The 20,970-nt window shown below is 74.6% G+C and carries 9 protein-coding genes; 6 read left to right on the top strand and 3 right to left on the bottom strand.

Features of this window, described 5'->3' with window-relative positions:
* Positions 1-1,354: enterobactin transporter EntS (gene entS, locus AB0881_RS39110; RefSeq protein WP_366625594.1), on the bottom strand; the 1,354-nt coding region annotated here is incomplete at its 3' end.
* 88 nt (positions 1,355-1,442) lie between these two features.
* On the opposite strand from entS, the gene panD reads away from it, so the two are divergent.
* Both panD and AB0881_RS39100 read left to right on the top strand, forming a co-directional pair.
* The gene (gene panD / locus AB0881_RS39105) at positions 1,443-1,853 is read left to right on the top strand and encodes an aspartate 1-decarboxylase (protein WP_366625592.1); all 411 of its coding nucleotides are present in this window, start codon (positions 1,443-1,445) and stop codon (positions 1,851-1,853) included.
* A complete protein-coding gene (locus AB0881_RS39100; RefSeq protein ID WP_366625590.1) occupies positions 1,853-3,475 on the top strand; it encodes an AMP-binding protein in 1,623 nt (540 codons plus the stop codon). Before panD ends, AB0881_RS39100 begins: the two co-directional genes overlap by 1 nt.
* Positions 3,476-3,570: 95 nt before the next feature.
* On the opposite strand, the gene AB0881_RS39095 is transcribed toward AB0881_RS39100, so the two are convergent.
* Complete coding sequence (locus AB0881_RS39095; RefSeq protein WP_366625589.1) at positions 3,571-4,899, bottom strand: salicylate synthase; 1,329 nt, start codon at positions 4,897-4,899, stop codon at positions 3,571-3,573.
* 158 nt (positions 4,900-5,057) lie between these two features.
* Here AB0881_RS39095 and AB0881_RS39090 point away from each other — a divergent pair, with 158 nt between their 5' ends.
* The 4 genes from AB0881_RS39090 to AB0881_RS39075 all read left to right on the top strand — a co-directional run bounded on the left by AB0881_RS39090 (position 5,058) and on the right by AB0881_RS39075 (position 19,913).
* A complete protein-coding gene (locus tag AB0881_RS39090) occupies positions 5,058-17,060 on the top strand; it encodes an amino acid adenylation domain-containing protein (protein ID WP_366625587.1) in 12,003 nt (4,000 codons plus the stop codon).
* Between the two features lie 145 nt (positions 17,061-17,205).
* Positions 17,206-18,219: an iron-siderophore ABC transporter substrate-binding protein gene (locus tag AB0881_RS39085; RefSeq protein WP_366625585.1), complete on the top strand. Its 1,014-nt coding sequence runs from the start codon at positions 17,206-17,208 to the stop codon at positions 18,217-18,219.
* Positions 18,220-18,310: 91 nt separating this feature from the next.
* The gene (locus AB0881_RS39080) at positions 18,311-19,576 is read left to right on the top strand and encodes a lysine N(6)-hydroxylase/L-ornithine N(5)-oxygenase family protein (protein WP_366625584.1); all 1,266 of its coding nucleotides are present in this window, start codon (positions 18,311-18,313) and stop codon (positions 19,574-19,576) included.
* 133 nt (positions 19,577-19,709) lie between these two features.
* Complete coding sequence (locus tag AB0881_RS39075; RefSeq protein ID WP_366625582.1) at positions 19,710-19,913, top strand: MbtH family protein; 204 nt, start codon at positions 19,710-19,712, stop codon at positions 19,911-19,913.
* Between the two features lie 3 nt (positions 19,914-19,916).
* Here AB0881_RS39075 and AB0881_RS39070 read toward each other — a convergent pair whose 3' ends face one another.
* Positions 19,917-20,942 carry a DUF6596 domain-containing protein gene (locus AB0881_RS39070; protein WP_366625580.1) on the bottom strand — a complete coding sequence of 342 codons (1,026 nt, stop codon included), beginning with the start codon at positions 20,940-20,942 and terminating at the stop codon, positions 19,917-19,919.
* Positions 20,943-20,970: the final 28 nt, after the last annotated feature.

Genomic DNA, 20,970 nt, shown 5'->3' with positions numbered 1-20,970 from the left:
GGCGGCCCCCGCCCCGCCCCACCGCCCGCCGCCGGCGCGCGGGCGGGGGCCGGCGGGGCGCGCCGCCCTGTGCGCGGGGGCGGGGCGGCGGCCCCCGCGACTCGCCCGGCCCGGAATCCCGCTCGGCATCCGCCTGGAAGCCCGCGCGGCGCAGGCCGGTGAGCGACAGCGCGAGCGCGAGCGCGAGGACGGCGCTGACCGTCCCGTACACCACGATCGCGGCGCCGGGCGCGAGGTAGCGGCCGAGCGCGCCGGCGCCCAGCGAGCCGACGGCCTCGCCGCCGGTCTCCTGCGCCGACCACAGCGCGTTCACGCGGCCGAGGTACGCGTCGGGCGTGTGGCTCTGGATGAGGCCGTACCGCAGGATCTCCTCGATCGAGGCGACGAACCCGTACCCGAACAGGATCGCCACCGCGACCGCCGGATGCTTCGCCAGCCCCAGTACGGCGAGGGTGGCGAAGCCGGCGACGGAGGCGATCAGCAGCGCGCGGCCGGGCGTGCGCAGCGTGCTCGCCCAGCCGCTGGTCACCGAGGCCAGCACGGCGCCGCAGGCGGGCGCCGCGTACAGCAGCCCGACCGTGGTCGGCCCGCCGTCCAGGCTCAGCGCCGCGAACGCCGGCATCAGCACGGGGATGCCGCCCGCGACCATGAACAGCAGCCCGAGCAGCATCAGCGAACCCACGACGCGGTGGGTGGCGACGAACTTCAGTCCCGAGCCGAGCGCCTTCACCGGGCTCTCGTGCGCCTCCACGGCCGGCTTCAGCTTCGGCAGCCCGGTCAGCATGCCGAGCGTGCAGACCGTGCCGAGCGCGGCGGCGGCGTAGTTCCACCCGACGCCGAACGCCGACGTCACGACGCCGCCGACGGCGGGCGAGGCCATCGAGCCGAGCCGGACGGTCAGCGCGTTGAGCGCGCCCGCGGCGACGAGCTTGTCGGGCCCGACGAGCGCGGGCGTGGCGGCCATCAGCGCGGTCACGCTGACGCCGGTCGCGAGCCCGTCCCAGGCGGCCAGCACGTACAGCGCGGCCAGCGACGGCGACGGCAGGAACGCGTTGACGGTCAGCAGCGCGAAGCCGACGCCCGCGGCGGTGCGGGCGCGCAGCATCAGCGCCCGCCGGTCGTGCCGGTCGGCGAGCACGCCGCCCCACAGGAATCCGGCGAGCAGCGCGAACCCGCTGGCGGCCGAGACGGCGCCGACGTGCACCGTCGAGTCCGTCATCGCGTACACCTGCACGGGCAGCGCCACCATCAGCATCCCGATGCCGACGACCGACACGGTGCGCGCGATGAAGACATTGCGGAACGGCCTGCTGTCGCGCAGCGGCGAAACGTCCATGGCGAGACGGCGGAGCATCTTCAGGGTTCTCCTCGGCCGAGGGAGTAGCTAAGGTTAGGCTCACCTTAGTTGTTCATGAGCCCAGTTCTCTAGGAGGGTCCGGCCAGTGCAGCGCATGCTGATGAACGGGAAGATCCATCGTGCCACCGTCACCCAGGCGGACCTGCACTACGTGGGATCGCTGACGATCGACGCGGAGCTGATGGCCGCGGCCGACATCGTCGAGGGCGAGCAGGTGCACGTCGTCGACATCACCAACGGCGCCCGGCTGGTCACCTACGCCATCACCGGCGAGGCGGGCAGCGGGGTGATCGGGATCAACGGCGCGGCGGCCCGGCTGGTGCAGCCGGGGGACATGGTCATCATCATCACGTACGGCGCGTTCGACGCGGCCGAGCAGCGCGCGTACGAGCCCAAGGTCGTGCACGTGGACGGGGCCAACCGGATCGTGGCCCTGGGCTCCGACCCGGCCGAGCCGGTGCCGGGCGCCGAAGCGCAGCTCGCGGGGCGCTCCTGATGGCCGGCGAAGCCGGTTCGGGGGACCGCCCCCAGGTGGGAGGCGGGGACGGGTTCGTACCCTGGCCCGCCGAGTTCGAGGCGCGCTACAAGGACGCGGGCTACTGGAGTGACCGCCTGCTGGGCGGCGTGCTGCGCGGTGACCCGGACCGCACCGCGCTGGTCGCGGGCGCCGACCGGCTGACCTACGCCGAGCTGGACCGGCGCGCCGACCGCGTGGCCGCCGGCTTCCTGCGGCTGGGCGTGGGGCGCGGCGACCGCGTCGTCGTGCAGCTTCCCAACACCGTGTCGTTCGTCACGGTCTTCCTCGGCCTCGTGCGGATCGGCGCCGCGCCCGTGCTGGCGCTGCCCGCGCACCGCGAGAGCGAGATCGGCTACCTGTGCGAGCTGGCGGAGGCGCGCGCGTACGTCATCCCCGACGTGGACGGCGGTTTCGACTACCGCGCGATGGCCCGCGCGCTCGGCGTCGCCGACGTCGTCGTGGACGGCGACGCGCAGGAGTTCACGGCGCTCTCCGACCTGGACGTCGACCCTGACGCCGAGGCGCTGGCGAAGCACCGGCCCGACGCGGCCGACGTGGGCGTCTTCCTGCTGTCGGGCGGCACCACGGGCCTGCCGAAGCTGATCCCCCGGACGCACCGCGACTACGTCTACAACCTGGAGGCCAGCGCCGAGGTCTGCGGCTTCGGCCAGGACACCGTCTACCTGGTGGTGCTCCCGGCCGCGCACAACTTCGCGCTCGCGTGCCCCGGCATCCTCGGCGTGTTCGCGTCCGGCGGCACCGTCGTGCTGTCGCCCTCGGGGGCGCCGGACGAGGCGTTCCCGCTGATCGAGCGCGAGCGCGCGAACGTGTGCGCCGTCGTCCCGCCGATCGCGCTGCTGTGGCTGGACGCGGTGTCCTGGACGGACGAGGACCTGTCGTCGCTGTCCCTGCTCCAGGTCGGCGGCGCCAAGTTCGCCGCCGAGCGCGCCGCGCAGGTGCCGGACGTGCTGGGCTGCTCGGTCCAGCAGGTGTTCGGGATGGCGGAGGGGCTGCTCAACTACACGCGCCTCGACGACCCCGCCGACCTGGTCGAGCGGACCCAGGGCCGGCCGCTGTCGCCGGCCGACGAGGTCCGCGTCGTGGACGGCGACGGCAACGACCTGCCGGACGGCGAGGTGGGCGAGCTGCTGACGCGCGGCCCGTACACGCTGCGCGGCTACTACCGGGCGCCCGAGCACAACGCGCGCTCGTTCAGCCCGGACGGCTTCTACCGGACCGGCGACCTCGTCCGGCGGCTGCCGAGCGGCCACCTGATCGTCGAGGGCCGGGAGAAGGACCAGATCAACCGGGGCGGCGACAAGGTGTCGGCGGAGGAGCTGGAGAACCACCTGCTGGCCCATCCGGCGATCCACGACGCCGCCGTGGTCGGCATGCCCGACCCCGTGATGGGGGAGCGGACCTGCGCGTTCCTGGTCGTGCGCGGCGGTGAGGCGCCCGCGCTGCGCGAGATCAAGGACTTCCTGCGCGGGCGCGGGCTGGCGGCGTACAAGTTCCCGGACCGGATCGAGACCGTCGACGCCTTCCCCCGCACCCCGGTGGGGAAGATCGACAAGAAGCGGCTGGCGGCCCGGCTGGGCTGAGGCGGCACACGGAAACGCCCTCCGCGTCGTGGACGCGGAGGGCGCTCTCGTTCGGTCATGCCCGCGGGGTCGGCCCGCCGGGTCAGCTCGCGGGGTCAGCCCGCCGGGACGACGTACGGGGCGATGCTGGAGAGCTTCTCGCAGGTCTCCTCGTACTCGCGGGCGGGCGTGGAGCCGGTGACGATGCCGGCGCCCGCGCGCAGCCAGGCGCCGCTCTCGTCGGCGTACAGGGCGCGCAGCACGAGGGCGGCGTCCAGCGAGCCGTCGTGCGAGACCGCGAGGACGGCGCCGGAGTAGAGGCCGCGCGGCTCCTCCAGCCGGGTGATGGCCTCGATGGCCTCGCGCTTGGGGATGCCGGACGCGGTCACGCCGGGGAACAGCGCGTCGAGCGCGTCCCAGCTCGTCCGCCCGGGTGCGAGCAGCCCGCTGACGCTCGACCCGAGGTGCTGGACGCTGCCCCGCTCCTTGACCGTCATGAAGCCGCTGACCTGCACGGTGTCGGCCTCGCAGACCGAGTACAGCTCCTCCTGCGAGGTGCGGACGGACACGGCGTGCTCGAAGATCTCCTTCGGGTCGGTCTCCAGCTCGTGCCGGGTCGCCGCGTCGGCGTCCGCGCCGCGGCCGAACGCCCGGGTGCCCGCGAGCGGCTGCGTCATCACGGTGCCGGTGGCGTCGACGCTCGCCAGGACCTCGGGACTGAATCCGGTTGCCTGGAAGCCACCGAGGTGTAGCAGGAACGACCGTGCCGGGGTGTTGGCGGCGCGGCCCCGCTCGTACGTCGAGACCACATCGACGGGGAAAGGAATCGGTAGCTTCCGGGAGACGATCACCTTCTGGTAGAGCCCGGCGCCGATCTCCTCGACGGCCTGCGCGACCCGTGTCCGGTAGCGGTCACCGTCCACCCGCACGTCGACCGGCGACGGGAGCCCGGCGGCCGGCTCGCCGGGCGCCTCCAGCAGCGCCGCCACCTGCGCGATCTCATCCGCGTCCACGCCGGTCAGGTGCGCCTCGCCGGCCTCGATCCGCACCTCGGCGCGCGGGACGACCAGGTGCGCGAGCCGCTCACCGCGCGGCTGCCCGGCGAACTCGAAAGCGATCCAGCCGTAGGCGTTCCATGCGCGCAGCGGCGAGCCGCGGAACGCCTCGTCCAGCGCGCGCGCCGGCCGTCCCGACCAGGCGCTCACCACCGGTTCCTCACCGTTCCAGCGGGTCTGCACCGTTCCGTTCTCGAGGATGACCTCGCCGAGCACTCCGCCCGCGAACGTCCAGCGTCCGGGCCGCTCGTAGACGACGTGGTCGCCGAAGAGCCCGGACCGCGCGAGCCGTGCCATGAGACGCAGCGGATCCGCGTCGTTCACCTGGACGGTCCGCCGGACGGCGGAACCATCGACGCCGATCTCGTCCGTGCGCACACCGAAGGACAAGGCACCCACTCCTCTGTTTCCCGACCCGACCGACCTCGCCGACCTTCCGGGCGAGACCGGGTCATACGATCAAACTTAGGTAAGGCTAACCTTGTGTGAAATTCGTAGGCAAGGCTAACCTAACTGACTGCTGGTGTCCGGCTACCGGAGGATTGAGCGTGCGGGAGACGACGGCGGCGCGGCGGCGCGAGCTAATGCGGCGGATGATGGCGGAGGCCGGGCTCGGACCCGACACCGCGCGGATCGAGCCCCGCGGCTCGGACGATCCGGCCCCGCTCTCGTACGCGCAGCAGAGCATGTGGCTGCACCACCGCACGTTTCCGCGGAGCCCCGCGTACAACGTGTGCCTGCTCGTCCACATGTCGGGCGCGCTCGACACCGCCGCGCTGCGCGACGCGCTGCGCGCGCTGATCCGGCGGCACGCCGTCCTGCGCACGGTCTACGCGGACGCGGCCGACGGCTCCGACGGCGCGGTGCAGATCGTCACCGACGACGACTCCCTCGACCTGGCGCACCGCGACTGCGCCGACGCGCACAAGCGCGCCGAGGAGCTGGCCGCCCTGCCGTTCGACCTGACCGCGGAACGGCCGATCCGGCTCGAACTGCTGCGCCTGGACGAGGACGAGCACGCGCTCGTCCTCGTCGTGCACCACATCGCCTGGGACGGCATGACGTGGGGCTCCCTCTCGGGCGACCTGTCCGCCCTCTACCGCGCGGCGCTGAACGGCGAGCCCGACGGGTTGCCCGCGCCGAGCGTCCAGTACGCCGACTTCGCCGCCTGGGAGCAGGCGCGCCCGCCGGCCGAGGACGACCTGGCGTACTGGCGCGCGAAGCTCGACCCGCCCCCCGCGCCGCTGGACCTGCCCGCCGACCATCCGCGCGGCGCCACCGTCTCCGAACGCGGCGGCCGCCGCGCCCGGCGCTTCGACGACGCCGTCACCGCCGGCATGCGCCGCCTCGCCGCCGAGGAGAACCTCACCCCGTACATGGTGATGATGGCCGCGTACGCGGTCCTGCTGCACCGCTACACGGGCGCGGCGGACATCTCCATCGGCTCCGCGGTCATGAACCGCGAGCACGCCGAGGTGCAGCGCCTGGTCGGCAACTTCGGCAACACCCTCGCGCTGCGCACCGACCTGTCGGGCGCCCCCACGTTCCGCGAGGCGCTGCGCCGCGTCGGCCGCACCTGCGAGGAGGGCTTCGCCCACCAGGCGCTGCCGTACGACACGATCGTGCGCGAGCTGCGCCCGGCCCGCGCGCAGGGCCGGTCCCCGTTCTTCGACACGATGCTGCTGTTCCTGGTCCAGGAGATCGGCGAGCTGGACCTGCCCGGCGTCACCACGAGCTGGACGCACATCCACAACGGCACCACGCACTTCGACCTCTCGCTGGAGGCGTTCGTCCGGCCGCAGGGCATGACGGTCGAGGCCACGTTCCGGCGCGAGCTGTTCGAGGACGCGCGCATGGACGCGCTGCTCGCGCACCTGGAGACCCTCCTCGGCGCCGCCGTCGCCGACCCCGACCGCCCGATCGGCGCGCTGGACCTGCTGACCGGGGACGACCGCGCGCTGCTGGAGCGGGCCAACGCCACCGAACGGCCCGTTCCCGCGACCGGCGTGGTCGAGCTGTTCGAGGAGCAGGCCGCCCGCACGCCGGGCGCGCTCGCCATCGAGGCCGGCGGCGAGTCCGTGACCTACGCCGAACTGGACGCCCGCGCCGGCGCCCTGGCCGCCGCGCTGCGCGCCCGCGGCGCCGCGCCCGGCGAGGTCGTCGCGATCGCGATGCCGCGCACGCCGGACCTCGTGGTCGCGCTGCTCGCGGTGCTGAAGTCGGGCGCCGCGTACCTGCCGCTGGACCTGGACCACCCGGCCGACCGCCTCGCGTACATGCTGGACGACGCGTCCCCGCTCTGCGTCGTCGCCACGTCCGAGACCGCGGCCGTCCTCCCGGAGAACGCCGATGTCCTCCTCCTGGACGGCGAACTCCCCGAACTCCCCGATACACCCGTCGCTGCCCCGCCCGCGCTCTCGCCCGACGACCTCGCGTACGTGATCTACACCTCCGGCTCGACCGGGCGCCCCAAGGGCGTGGCCCTTCCCCACAAGGCGCTGGCGAACTTCCTGGTGATGATGCGCGAGCAGCTCGCGCTGGGGGAGGGGGACCGCCTGGTCGCGGTGACGACGATCGCGTTCGACATCGCGGCGCTGGAACTGTCCGTGCCGCTGATCCGCGGCGCCGCGGTCCGGCTGGCGGACCGCGCGGACGTGCGCGAGCCGGCGGCGCTGGCCCGGCTGCTGGACGGCGCCACCATCGTGCAGGGCACGCCGTCGCTGCTCGGCTCGCTGGACCCGGCCGCGTTCCGGGGGCTGCGGGTGCTGGTCGGCGGCGAGGCGCTGCCGGCGGCGCTCGCGGAGTCGCTCGCCCGCGAGGCCGCGCAGGCCGTCAACGTGTACGGCCCCACCGAGGCCACGATCTGGGCGACGCAGGCCGAGCTGCCGTCGGACGGGATCGGGCGGCCGTTCTGGAACACGCGGGCGTACGTGCTCGACGCCGCGCTGCGGCCGGTGCCGCCCGGCGTCCCCGGCGAGCTGTACCTGGCGGGCGCGCAGCTCGCCCGCGGCTACGTCGGCAGGCCCGACCTGACCGCCGAGCGCTTCGTGGCCGACCCGTTCGGGCCGCCCGGGACGCGGATGTACCGCACCGGCGACCTGGCCCGCTGGAACCGGGACGGCGCGCTGGAGTACCTCGGCCGCACCGACGACCAGGTGAAGATCCGCGGATTCCGGATCGAGCCGGCCGAGGTGCAGGCGGTGCTCGCCGCGCGGCCGGGGATCGCGCAGGCCGCGGTGGTCGTCCGCGAGGACCGGCCCGGCGACCCGCGCCTGGTCGGCTACTACGTGCCCGCCGGCGACGTCGACGAGGGCGCGCTGCGCGACGCCCTCGCGGAGACGCTGCCCGAGTACATGATGCCGAGCGCGCTGGTCGCGCTGGAGGCGCTGCCCCGCACCGTCAACGGCAAGCTCGACCGGGCCGCGCTGCCCGCGCCCGAGGCCGGGGTGTCCGGGCGGGAGCCGCGCGACGCGCGCGAGGCGGCGCTGTGCGCGGTGTTCGCCGAGGTGCTCGGGTACGAGCGGGTCGGCATCGACGACGACTTCTTCGCCCTCGGCGGGCACTCGCTGCTGGCCACCCGGCTTGCCGCGCGGGTGCGCGCCGTATTGGGCGCGGACCTCACGATCGCCGACGTCTTCGAGGCGCCCACGGTCGCCGGGCTAGCCCCGCGCCTGGTGGAGGGCACCGGGACGCGGGTCCGCGACGTGGTCAGGCCCGCGGTGCCGCCGGCGTCGGCGGCCCAGCGCGGGCTGTGGTTCGAGGAGCGGCTGCGCGGGCCGTCCCCGTCGTACGCGCTGCCGCTCGGGCTCAGGCTGTCGGGCCCCGTGGACGCGGACGCGCTGCGGGCCGCGTTCGCCGACGTCGTCGCCCGGCACGAGGCGCTGCGGACGCTGCTGGTCGAGGGCGAGGACGGGCTGCCCGTCCAGCGGATCATGGCGCCCGGGCCCGTCGAGTTCGAGATCGTGGACGCGCGCGGCCGCGCGGACGAGGCGCGCCGCCGGGCGACCGGGCACGTCTTCGACCTCGGCGCGGACCTCCCGATCCGGGCGACGCTGCTGCGCACCGGCGAGCAAGATTGGGAGCTGATCCTGCTCCAGCACCACGCGGCGGCGGACGAGTGGTCGTTCACGCCGCTGCTGGCCGACCTGTCCCGCGCGTACGAGGCGCGGCTGGCGGGCGCGGCGCCGGACTGGGCGCCGCTGCCGGTGCAGTACGCGGACTACGCGGTGTGGCAGCGCCAGGCCGACACCGGCGACGGGCTCGACTTCTGGGAGCGGGCGCTGGAGGGGCTGCCCGAGGAGACCGCGCTGCCGTTCGACCGGCCGCGGCCCGCCGAGGCGAGCCACGCGGGCGGGCTGGTGCCGTTCCGGCTGCCGCTCGCCGGGGTGCGCGAGCTGGCGCGCCAGACCGGCACGAGCGTCTTCATGGTGCTGCACGCGGCCGTGGCCGCGCTGCTGCAGCGCTCGGGCGCCGGGGACGACGTCGCGCTCGGCTCGCCGATCGCGGGGCGTTCCGACGAGGACCTCACCGACCTCGTCGGCGTGTTCGTCAACCTGCTGGTGCTGCGGACCGACCTGTCGGGCGACCCGACGTTCGGCGAGCTGCTCGACCGGGTGCGGCGGGCGGACCTGGACGCGTTCGCGCACGCGGGCGTCCCGTTCGAGCGGGTGGTGGAGCGGCTCGCGCCGGAACGCTCGCTCGCCCGCAGCCCGCTGTTCCAGGTGATGGTCGTCCACCAGCGGCTGGACGACGTGCGGCCGGCGCTGCCCGGCGTGCGCGCCGAGCCGTTCCTGCCCGAGACCGGCGGCGTGAAGTTCGACCTCGACCTGTACTTCGCCGAGGGCGAGGACGAGGTGGAGGGCTTCGCCGCGTACGCCACCGACCTGTTCGACGCCGCGACGATCACCGATCTGCTGGACCGGCTCGGCGCGCTGCTCGGCCAGGTCACCGCCGACCCCGGCCGCCGGCTGTCCACGCTCGGCGCCCCGGTCGAGCATCCCGACACCGCCCGGGAGCTGCCCGCCCCGACCGCCGCCGCGCTGTTCGAGGCCCAGGCCGCGCGCACGCCCGAGGCGACCGCGCTCGTCTTCGGCGGCACCCGGCTCACCTACGCCGAGCTGGACGCGCGGGCCGAGCGGCTCGCCGACCGGCTCGCGGCGGCCGGCGCCGGGCCCGAGGAGACCGTGGCGATCGCGCTGCCGCGGTCGGCGGAGTTCGCGGTGGCGCTGCTGGCCGTCCTCAAGACGGGCGCGGCCTACCTGCCGATCGACGTGACGTACCCGCCGGAGCGCGTCGGGTTCATGCTGGAGACGGCCCGGCCGCTGCTGGTCCTGGGCAGGGACGAGCCGCCCGCGGACGCCCCCGCCCGGACCCGGCCGGACGTCCGGCCGGACCACCCGGCCTACGTGATCTTCACCTCGGGCTCCACCGGCACGCCCAAGGCCGTCGCGGGCACCCAGCGGGCGCTGGCCAACCGGCTCGCCTGGGGCGCCGACCTGGCCGCGCCGGGCGTGCGCGCGGCGAAGAGCTCGCCCGCGTTCATCGACGGCACCACCGAGCTGCTCGGCGGCCTCGTCGCGGGGGACACGGTCGCCGTCGCCGACGACGCGACCGCCGCGGACGCGGTCGCGCTGGCGGAGTTCCTCGGCCGGCACGGGGTGACCACCGTGACGCTCGTGCCGAGCCTGCTGCCGGCGCTGCTGGAGGCGGGCGCGCCGTCCGTCACCACCTGGATCAGCAGCGGCGAGGCGCTGCCCGCCGCGCTCGCGGCGCGCACCCCGGGCCGCCTGGTCAACCTGTACGGCTGCTCCGAGGCGGCCGGCGACAGCCTCGCCGCCGACGGCTCCGGCGCGCTGCGCCCGATCGCCAACACCAGGGCGTACGTGCTGGACGCGGCGCTCCGGGAGGTCCCGGTCGGCGAGCTCTACCTGGCGGGCGACGGGCTGGCCCGCGGCTACCTCGGCGACCCGGCCCGCACCGCCGAGCGCTTCGTCGCGAACCCGTTCGGGCCGCCCGGCTCGCGTCTCTACCGCACCGGTGACCGGGTGCGGCGGCGCCGCGACGGCGGGCTGGACTTCCTCGGCCGCGCCGACGATCAGCTCAAGATCCGCGGCTTCCGGATCGAGCCCGGCGAGATCGAGACCGTGCTGGCCGCGCAGCCGAGTGTCCGCCAGGCCGCCGTCGCCGTCCACCCTGGCCCTCGGCTGGTGGGCTACGTGACCGGGGACGCCGGGGGCGCCGTGGACGCGGACGCGCTGCTCGGCCGCCTCGGCGAGCTGCTGCCGAGCTACCTCGTCCCGGCCGAGCTGGTCGTCCTGGACGAGATGCCGCTCAACCCCAACGGCAAGGTCGACCGGCGGGCGCTGCCCGAGCCGGGCCGGGCCGCCGGCGGGCGGGCGCCCGGTACCGGCAGCGAGGTCGTCCTGGCCGGGATCGCCGGGCACCTGCTCGGCCGCGACGGCATCGGCGCCGACGACGACTTCTTCCGTTCCGGCGGCGACAGCATCAGCGCGGCGCTGCTGGTGGCCCGCGCCCGCCGGGCCGGGCTGGCGTTCACCGTCCGCGACGTGTTCCGGCTGCGGACCGTCGCCGCGCTCGCCGACGCCGCGACCAGCGTGGACGCGGCCGCGGGTACGGCCGGCGACCGGGACGAGGGGCCGGCCGAGCTGCCGCTGTCGCCGCTCCAGGAGGGCCTGCTCTTCCATCTGATGATGGCGGGCGAGGGCCGCGACATCTACGTGCAGCAGGCCGTGGTGGCGCTGTCCGGGCCCGTCGATCCCGACCGGATGGCCGCCGCCGTGCGCGGCGTCCTGGAGAAGTACCCGAACCTGCGCGCCGGGTTCCGCGCGGACGGGGCGCGGACCGTGCAGTTCGTGCCCGAGACGTTCGAGGTTCCCTGGACGTACGCGGAGGTCCACGGCGAGGAGGAGCTGGAGGCGTTCATCGACGCCCAGCGCGCCCGCCCGTTCGACCCGGGCGAGCCGCCGCTGATCCGGTTCGGCCTGGCCAGGCTGGACGGCGGCGACCACCGGCTGGTGATGACGTCCGAGCTGATCCTGCTGGACGGCTGGTCCGGCGGCCTCCTCGTCACCTCGCTGCTGGAGTTCTACTCCGACGCCGCCGCCGAGGCCGCCCGCCCGGTGCCGTCGTTCCGCGCGTACCTCGACTGGGTGAACGCCCGCGACCCGCGGGAGTCGGCCGACGCGTGGCGGCGCGAGCTGGCCGGTTTCGACGAGCCCGCGCTGCTCAAGCCGGGCCTCCTCGACCGCGCCGCCGACCTGGCCGCCGCCGGCGAGATCCACCGCGACCTGCCCGGCGGTCTCGCCGAGCGGCTGGAGGCGGCGGCGCGCGAGGCCGGCGTCACGCCCGGCACGCTGTTCGAGACCGCCTGGGGTCTGGTGCTGATGGGGCTGACCGGCCGCGACGACGTGGTCTTCGGCGCCTCGGTGTCGGGCCGGCACCCGGAGGTCGAGGGCGTCGAGTCGATCGTCGGGCTGCTGTTCAACACCGTTCCGGTACGGGTCCGCGCGGGCGCCGCCGACACGCTCGGCGCGGTCCTGGAACGGGTGCAGGCCTCGCAGTCGGAGCTGTTCGACCACAACCACATCGCCCTGGCCGACGTGCAGCGCGCCACCGGCCTCGGGACGCTGTTCGACACGCTCTTCGTGTTCCAGAACTTCCCCGGCATGCCGACCGGCCGCGGCTTCGGCCCGGACGGCGACCTGCGCGTGCTCGGCCGCGAGGTCCGGGACGCCACCCACTACCCGATCACGATGGTCGTGGAACCGGGCGCGGATTCCTCTCCCGCCTCAACCCGCCCCGGACTCCGGGTGATGTACCGCGGCGACGCCTTCACCGAGGCCGAGACCGAGCGGATCACCGACCGGTACGTGCGGGTGCTGGAGCAGCTCGCCGCCGGGACGGGCACCACCTGCGACCGGCTCGACCTGCTCGTCCCGGAGGAGCACGAGCGGCTCCGCCGGGACTGGGCCGAGGCGGTCAGGGACGTGCCGGAGCTGACCGTCGCCGAGCTGCTCGCCGAGCAGGCCGCCCGCACCCCGGACCGGACGGCGCTGGTCTCGCTGCCCGACGTGAGCCTCACCTACGGCGAGCTGAACGCCGAGGTCAACCGGCTCGCGCGGCTGCTGCGGCGGCACGGCGCGTGCCCGGAACGGGTCGTGGCGCTCGCCCTGCCGCGCTCGGCGGAGATGGTCGTCGCGCTGTTCGCCGTGCTGCGCACGGGGGCCGCGTACCTGCCGCTGGAGCTGGACTACCCGGCCGACCGGCTCGACTACATGCTCGCCGACGCCGCCCCCGTCTGCATGGTCTCGCACGGGGCCATCGCGGCCGGGCTCGCGTTCGGCGGGTCCGTGATCGAGCTGGACGACCCGGCCGTGCGGAACGAGCTGGACGCCCTGCCCGGCGGCGACCTCGCCGGCGCCGAGCTGCCCGGCTTCGCGCCCGGGACGCCGGGCCGGATGGACCGCCCCGCGTACGTGATCTACACGTCGGGCTCGACCGGCAGGCCCAAGGGCGTGGTGACGCCGTACCGCGGCCTGACCAACATGCAGTTCAACCACCGCGCCAACATCTTCGACCCGGTCGTCGAGTCGGCCGGGCGCGGCCTCCGGATCGCGCACACCGTCTCCTTCTCCTTCGACATGTCGTGGGAGGAGCTGCTCTGGCTCATCGAGGGCCACGAGGTGCACGTCTGCGACGAGGAACTGCGCCGCGACGCCGAGGCGCTGACCGCGTACCTGCGCGAGCACGCGATCGACGTGATCAACGTGACGCCGACGTACGCCCAGCACCTCCTCGACGAGGGGCTTCTGGACGAAGGGCACCGGCCGCCGCTGGTGCTGCTCGGCGGCGAGGCCGTCCCGTCGTCGGTGTGGGAGCGGCTCGCCGCCGCCGACGGGGTGCTCGGCTACAACCTGTACGGCCCCACCGAGTACACGATCAACACGCTCGGCGGCGGCACCGAGGACAGCGCGACCCCCACGGTCGGCAGGCCGATCTGGAACACCCGCGGGTACGTCCTGGACGCCTGGCTGCGGCCCGTACCGCAGGGCGCGCCCGGCGAGCTCTACATCGCCGGGGCCGGGCTGGCGCGCGGCTACCTCGGCCGTACCGACCTGACCGCGGAACGGTTCGTCGCCGACCCGTTCGACCAGAACGGCGGCCGCATGTACCGCACCGGCGACCTGGTCAGGGTCCGCCCGGACGGGAACATCGACTTCCTCGGCCGCACCGACGACCAGGTCAAGATCCGCGGCTACCGGGTCGAGCTGGAGGAGATCGAGACCGCGCTGGCCGCCGAGCCGGGCGTCGGGCAGGCCGCGGTGATCGCGGCGGACACCGACATGCCCGGGGTCAAGCGGCTGGTCGGGTACGTGGTGCCCGACGGCGGCCGGGAGGGCGCGGCCGACGAGCAGATCGCCGAGTGGCGGCAGATCTACGACGCCGAGTACACCGAGGTCGGCACGGTCGTGCACGCCGAGGAGTTCGCCGGCTGGGACAGCAGCTACGACGGCGGCCCGATCCCGCTGGAGCACATGCGCGAGTGGCGCGAGACGACCCTGGCGCGCATCAGGGCCCTGCGCCCCCGCCGCGTGCTGGAGATCGGCGTCGGCACCGGCCTGCTGCTGACCCGGCTCGCGCCGGACTGCGAGGAGTACTGGGGCACCGACTTCTCCGGCCCGGTGATCGACAAGCTGCGGGCCGACCTCGGCCCCGACTCCCACGTGCGGCTGAGCCACCGCCCCGCCCACGACCCCGAGGGCCTGCCCCGGGAGCACTTCGACACGATCGTCATCAACTCCGTCGTCCAGTACTTCCCGGGCGCCGGCCACCTCGCCGACGTGATCGGCAAGGCGATGGAGCTGCTCGTCCCCGGCGGGACGCTGTTCGTCGGCGACGTCCGCGACCTGCGCTCGCTGCGCGCCTTCCACGCCGCGATCCAGCTCGGCCGGGGCGGCGGGGACCTGGCCGCGGTGGACCGGGCCGTGCGGATGGAGAAGGAGCTGCTGCTCGATCCGGCGTTCTTCGCCGCGCTCGACCCCGCGTGGCGGGCGGAGGCGCGCACCAAGCGCGGCGTCCACCACAACGAGCTGACCCGCCACCGGTACGACGTCACGCTCCGCAAGCCGGGCGGCCCGGACGCGCCGCCCGTCCCCGCGGAGACCAAGGTCGTCGACTACACCGGGCCGGGCGACCTGCCCGCCGCGCCGCCCGGCGTCCCGCTGCGCGTGCGCGGCATCCCGGATCCGCGGCTCGCCGGCGAGCTGGCGGCGCTGCGCGCGCTGGAGCGCGGCGCGTCGCCCGACGAGGCGCGCAGCCTGCTCGCCGTGACCGAGGGCATCGAGCCGGAGCGGCTGTACGAGGTGGACCCGGACGTCGTGACGGTGCCGTCCGCGGAGCCCGGCCGCTACGACGCCGTCTTCGGCGGCGGCGCCGCCCACCTCACCGCGCCGCCCGACCGGCGGCCCTCCTCGTACGCCAACGACCCGGTCGCCGCCCGCGACCACGGCGTGCTCGCCGACCGCGTCCGCGAGGCGCTCAAGCGGCGGCTGCCCGCCTACATGGTGCCGAGCGCGATCGTCACGCTGGACGCGCTGCCGCTCACCGTGAACGGCAAGCTCGACCGGCGCGCCCTGCCCGACCCGGGCCAGGGGAGCGGCGGCGGCCCGAAGACGTCCGGGCGCGCGGCGCGCACGCCCGTCGAGCGGCTGCTGTGCACGCTGTTCGGCGAGGTCCTGGACGCCTCCGGGGTCGGGATCGACGACGACTTCTTCGACCTCGGCGGGCACTCGCTGCTGGCCACCCGGCTCATCGGCCGCGCCCGCTCCGTGCTGCGGACCGAACTCGCGATCCGCGACCTGTTCGAGGCGCCGACGGTCGCCGAGCTGGCCGAACGCGTCCACCAGAAGGCGGCGGACGACCTGCGTCCGGTGCTCGCGCCCGCCGACCCGCGCCCCGAGCGCGTCCCGCTGTCGTTCGCGCAGCGCCGGCTCTGGATGCTCGACCAGCTGCTGCGCGAGGACGACGGGCCGCGCGGCGCGTACCACCTGCCGCTGGCCGTCCGCCTGCGCGGCGACCTGGACGTCCCCGCGCTGGAGGCGGCGATCGGCGACGTGGTCGCCCGGCACGAGAGCCTGCGGACCGTGTTCGCCGAGCACGACGGCGCCCCGTACCAGCGGATCCTCGCCCCGGAGGAGGCCAGGCCGGTCCTGGAGATCGCGACCTGCGCGCCCGAGGACGTGATCGCGCGGCCGTTCGACCTGGCGCGCGACATCCCGCTGCGGGTGGCCGTCATCCCGCAGGGCGAGCGGGAGCACCTGCTGCTGGCCGTCTTCCACCACATCGCGTTCGACGAGTGGTCGTTCGGGCCGTTCGCGCGGGACGTGGCCGAGGCGTACACGGCGCGGCTCGGCGGCGGCGCGCCCGGCTGGGAGCCGCCGGCCGTCCAGTACGCCGACTACACGCTCTGGCAGCGGGAGCTGCTCGGCGACCCGCTCGACCCGGGCAGCCTGCACGCGCGGCAGCTCGCGCACTGGGCGCGGGCCCTGTCCGGCCTCCCCGACGAGATCCCGCTCCCCGTGGACCGGCCGCGGCCGCCGACGGTCGGCCAGCGCGGCGCCACGCTCACCGTGGACGTCCCGGCGCCGCTGGTGGAGAGCCTGCGGGCGCTCGCGCGGGCCAACTCGGCGACCATGTTCATGGTGTGCCAGTCGGCCGTGGCGGCGCTGCTGCACGGCACCGGCGCCGGCGACGACATCCCGCTCGGCAGCCCCGTCGCGGGACGCACCGACGACGCGGCCGGCGACCTGGTCGGCTTCTTCGTCAACACGCTCGTGCTGCGCGCCGACGTGTCGGGGAACCCGGCGTTCGGCGAGCTGCTCGGCCGGGTGCGCGACACCGTCCTGGCCGGGCTCGCCCACCAGGACCTGCCGTTCGAGGCCGTGGTCGAGGCGCTGCGGCCGCCGCGCGTCCCGGGCCGCAACCCGCTGTTCCAGGTGATGGTCGGGTACGAGAACCAGGGCGTCGGCGACGTGGTCTTCCCCGGGCTGGAGCAGCGCGAGGCGCTGTTCGGGCCGGGCGCGGCGAAGTTCGACCTGGACTTCATCTTCCGCGAGGGCCCCGGCTCGCTCCAGCTGATCGTCGACTACTCGGCCGACCTGTTCGACCCGGCCACGGTCGACACGCTGGCCGAGAGCCTGCTCGCGCTGCTGGAGGCCGTCGCCGAGGACCCGTCCGTGCCGGTCGGGGCGCTGCCCTCGGCGCTGACCGCCCGCAGCGTCACCGGCGAGACCGCCGGCCCGTCCGGGCGCCGCGGCGGCGACCGCGAGGCGGCGCTGTGCCGGATCTTCGCCGAGGAGCTGGGCGTGGACGAGGTCGGCCCGGACGACGACTTCTTCGACCTCGGCGGCCACTCGCTGATGGCGATGAAGCTCGTCCGCAGGATCCGCCGCGAGCCCGGCTGCGCCGACCTCAAGATCGCAACGCTGCTGGCCGCGCCCACGGTCGCCCGCCTGCTGGACCGCCTCGAATGAGCGCCCCATGAGCCCCATGAGCCCGAAGAGCCCGAAGAGCCCCCGCCGCTCCCGTCCCAGACCCGCTCCCGGCCGCGTCCCGGTGCCCCGGCACCGGGACGGGACCGGCCCGATCCCCATCCCCTAGGAAGGACACCGACCCCCTATGCGCATCACGCTGCGCCGCCTCGCCGCCACCGGCGCTCTGATCCTGAGCCTCGGACTGGTCACGGCCTGCGGCGACGACGAGCCCGCGGAGACCTCCGCCGGCTCCGCCGGGGGAGCGTTCCCGGTCACGCTGACCCACAAGCTCGGCACCACCAAGGTGGACAAGAGGCCCGAGCGGATCGTGGCGCTCGGCGAGGTCGACCAGGACGCCCTGCTCGCCCTCGGAGTGCAGCCGGTCGGCATGACCGAGCTGGCCGGCGTCCAGGCGGACGGGCTCGCCCCCTGGTCGGCGCCCAAGGTCACCGGGACCAGGCCCAAGCTGCTGAAGATCGCCGACTCCGGCTTCAACCTGGAGGAGGTCGCCGCGCTGCGGCCCGACCTCATCCTGGCCGCCGGCGACTTCACCATCGACAAGGAGTACGCCAAGCTCTCCAAACTCGCGCCGACGACCGCGTACCAGACGGGCCCGGCCGAGGACACCTGGCAGGACATCACCAAGCAGGTCGCCACGGCGATCGGCCGCAAGGCGGAGGGCGACAAGCTCGTCGCCGACGTCGAGGCCAAGATCGCCTCGGTGAAGACCGCGCACCCCGAGCTGAACGGCAAGGGCGTCGCGTTCACCAGCGTCATGCCCAACGGCAACATCGGCGTGATGAAGTCCAAGGACGACACCAGCGTCAAGCTGCTGGAGCAGTTCGGGATGACGCTGCCCGACACCATCGCCAAGCAGCCCGGCGAGGGCTTCGCCGCCGAGCTGAGCATGGAGAAGATCTCCGTCCTGGACGTGGACGTCCTGGTCAGCCACTACAACGACGACCAGGCCACCCAGAAGAAGATCGAGGCGAACAAGCTGTTCGCCGACCTGGACGTGGTCAAGCGCGGCTCGTACGTCGCGATCGACCTGAAGTCCTTCTGGCCGCTGCGGACCCCGACCGCGCTGTCGGTCCCGTACGTGGTCGACCAGGTCGTCCCGAAGATCGCCCAGGCCGCGAAGGCCGGGAAGACCGGCTGAACCACCGCCCCTCCGCGGCCGCCCCGGCCGCGGAGGGGCACCCCCGCACAGTCGAAGGCAACAGGCAACAGGCAACAGATGAGAGGCGCAGATGGCGACACCCGTCCATGACGTCGTGGGCATCGGTTTCGGACCCTCCAACCTCGCACTCGCGGTGGCGCTGGAGGAGGAGTACGGCGCCGGCGTGGACGCGGTCTTCTTCGAGAAGCAGCCGGCGTTCGGGTGGCACCGCGGCATGCTCCTCGAAGGCGCCACGATGCAGGTCCACTTCCTCAAGGACCTGGTGACCATGCGCAACCCGGCGAGCCGGTACTCGTTCCTGTCGTACCTGCACGCCAAGGACCGCATGGTCGACTTCATCAACGGCAAGACGATGTTCCCGTCGCGGCTGGAGTTCCACGACTACCTCGAATGGGCCGCCGCCGCGTTCGAGGGGCGCGTCCGGTACGGGTCGGAGGTCGTCGCGGTCCGCCCGCACGACGCCGCGACGCTGGAGGTCGTCGTCCGCCGCGACGACGAGCTGCACACCTGCCTGACCCGCAACCTCGTCATCGGCGTCGGCCTGGAGCCGGTGCTGCCCGAGGGCGTCCGCCAGGGCGAGCGGATCTGGCACACCGAGGACCTACTCACCCGGCTGGACGGCCTCACCGGCACGCCCGGGCGGCTCGTCGTCCTCGGCGCCGGGCAGAGCGCGGCCGAGGCCGTCGAGCACCTGCACGGCCGGTTCCCCGAGACCGAGGTGTGCGCGGTCTTCGCCCGGTACGGCTACTCGCCCGCCGACGACAGCCCGTTCGCCAACCGCATCTTCGACCCGGCCGCCGCCGAGCACTACTTCGAGGCGTCCGACGAGGTCAAGCGGATGCTGTTCGACTACTCCCGCAACACCAACTACTCGGTCGTCGACCTCGACCTCATCGACGAGCTCTACCGCCGCGCGTACGCCGAGAAGGTCGCCGGGCGCGAGCGGCTGCGCATCCTCAACGTCTCCCGGCTGGACGCCGTGCGCCCCGGCGCCGGGAGCGTACGGGTGGACGTGACGTTCCTGCCGACCGGCGAGACGGCCGCCCTGGAGGCGGACGCGCTCGTCTGCGCGACCGGCTACCGCGAGCGCAACCCGATCGACCTGCTCGGCGAGGCCGGCGAGCACTGCCGCAAGGGCGCGGACGGCCGCCTGGCGGTGGAGCGCGACTACCGCGTCGCCACCGGCCCGGAGGCCGCGTGGGCGGTGTACCTCCAGGGCGCCACCGAGCACACGCACGGGATCGCCTCGTCGCTGCTGTCGATGACCGCCGTCCGCACCGGAGAGATCGTCCGTTCCATCGCCGGGCGGGACGCCCGCGTCACCCAGGAGGCCTGACCATGACCTGCTCACCGCCACGCCTCCGGCGTGGCGGGTCATGGTGCTCCGACGCCATTCCTTCCCTCGTCCCGGTGAGGATCGCTCGTACCTCACGACCCTCACCACTCCTCAGTCCAGAAAGGGCGGCACCATGACCAACCCGTTCGACGACACCGACGGCCGCTTCCTCGTCCTGGTCAACGACGAGAACCAGCACTCGCTGTGGCCGGAGTTCGCCGACGTGCCCGCCGGCTGGACCGCGGTGTACGGGCCGGAGGAGCGCGAGCGGTGCCTGGAGTACGTCCGGCTCAACTGGACCGATCTGCGGCCGAAGAGCCTGGCCGACCGCGCCTGACCGTCAGCCGGCCGCGAGCCGGGCGGCGCGCGTGGTGAGGTGGTGCCGCTCGGCCAGGCTGGTCGTGCGGGCCGCCGCCGCGCGGTAGTCCTCGGCGGCCTCCTTGAGGTCGCCGGCCATCTCCAGCAGGTGGGCGCGGGCGGCGTACAGCCGGTGGCTGCCGGCCAGCCCGCCCGCCGCGTCCAGCGCGGCGATGATCTCCAGCCCGGCCCGCGGGCCCCGCACCATCGCCACGGCCACCGCCCGGTTGAGCGTGACCGGCGGGCCGGGCGACAGCCGCTCCAGCACGCCGTACAGGGCGAGGATCTGCGGCCAGTCGGTCTCGGCCGCCGTGGGCGCCTCGTCGTGGCAGGCGGCGATCGCGGCCTGGAGCTGGTACGGTCCCGGCCGCCGGCGGGCGAGCGTCCTGGTGATCAGCTCGACGCCCTCGGCGATCGCGGCGGCGTCCCACCGGCTCCGGTCCTGCTCGGCCAGCGGGACCAGCTCGCCGGCCGGGCCGACGCGGGCGGCGGCGCGGGCGTCGGTGAGCAGCATCAGCGCCAGCAGCCCGGCCGCCTCCGGATCGTCCGGCAGCAGCGCGTGCACCGCCCGGGCCAGCCGGATCGCCTCGGCGGTCAGGTCCGCGCGCCGGAACTCCCGGCCGCTGTCGCTGGCGTACCCCTCGTTGAAGATCAGGTAGAGGACGTGCAGTACGGCCTCCAAGCGCCGTGGCCACTCCTCGCGGTCCGGGAGCCGGAACGGGATCCCCGAGCCAGCGATGCGCTCCTTGGCCCGGGCGATCCGGCGGCCCATCGTCGCCTCCGGCACCAGGAACGCCCGCGCGATCTCCGCGGTGGACAGCCCGCCGACCGAGCGCAGCGTGAGCGCGATCGCCGAGGCGGGCGACAGCACCGGGTGGCAGCACAGGAACAGCACGGTCAGCGTGTCGTCGCGGTCCGGCGGCCCCGGCTCGTCGGCGGGCGCGCGGTTGTGCGTCACGTCGTGGACCTCGCCGCCGCAGCGGGCGCACATGAAGCCGATGTCCTCCATGTCCCTCCCTGATCGCTGAGGTGCCGCG

It is taken from the genome of Spirillospora sp. NPDC029432 (genome assembly GCF_040703975.1).
Taxonomy (GTDB): domain Bacteria; phylum Actinomycetota; class Actinomycetes; order Streptosporangiales; family Streptosporangiaceae; genus Spirillospora.
The sequence above is the reverse complement of the archived record's forward strand: the minus strand, read 5'-3'. Positions and strand labels throughout refer to the sequence as shown.

Bases quoted from the DNA above. Each gene is read 5' to 3' on its own strand.
- AB0881_RS39100 (WP_366625590.1), top strand. From the start codon at position 1,853: ATGGCCGGCGAAGCCGGTTCGGGGGACCGCCCCCAGGTGGGAGGCGGG.
- AB0881_RS39085 (WP_366625585.1), top strand. From the start codon at position 17,206: ATGCGCATCACGCTGCGCCGCCTCGCCGCCACCGGCGCTCTGATCCTG.
- AB0881_RS39080 (WP_366625584.1), top strand. From the start codon at position 18,311: ATGGCGACACCCGTCCATGACGTCGTGGGCATCGGTTTCGGACCCTCC.
- AB0881_RS39075 (WP_366625582.1), top strand. From the start codon at position 19,710: ATGACCAACCCGTTCGACGACACCGACGGCCGCTTCCTCGTCCTGGTC.
- AB0881_RS39070 (WP_366625580.1), bottom strand. From the start codon at position 20,942: ATGGAGGACATCGGCTTCATGTGCGCCCGCTGCGGCGGCGAGGTCCAC.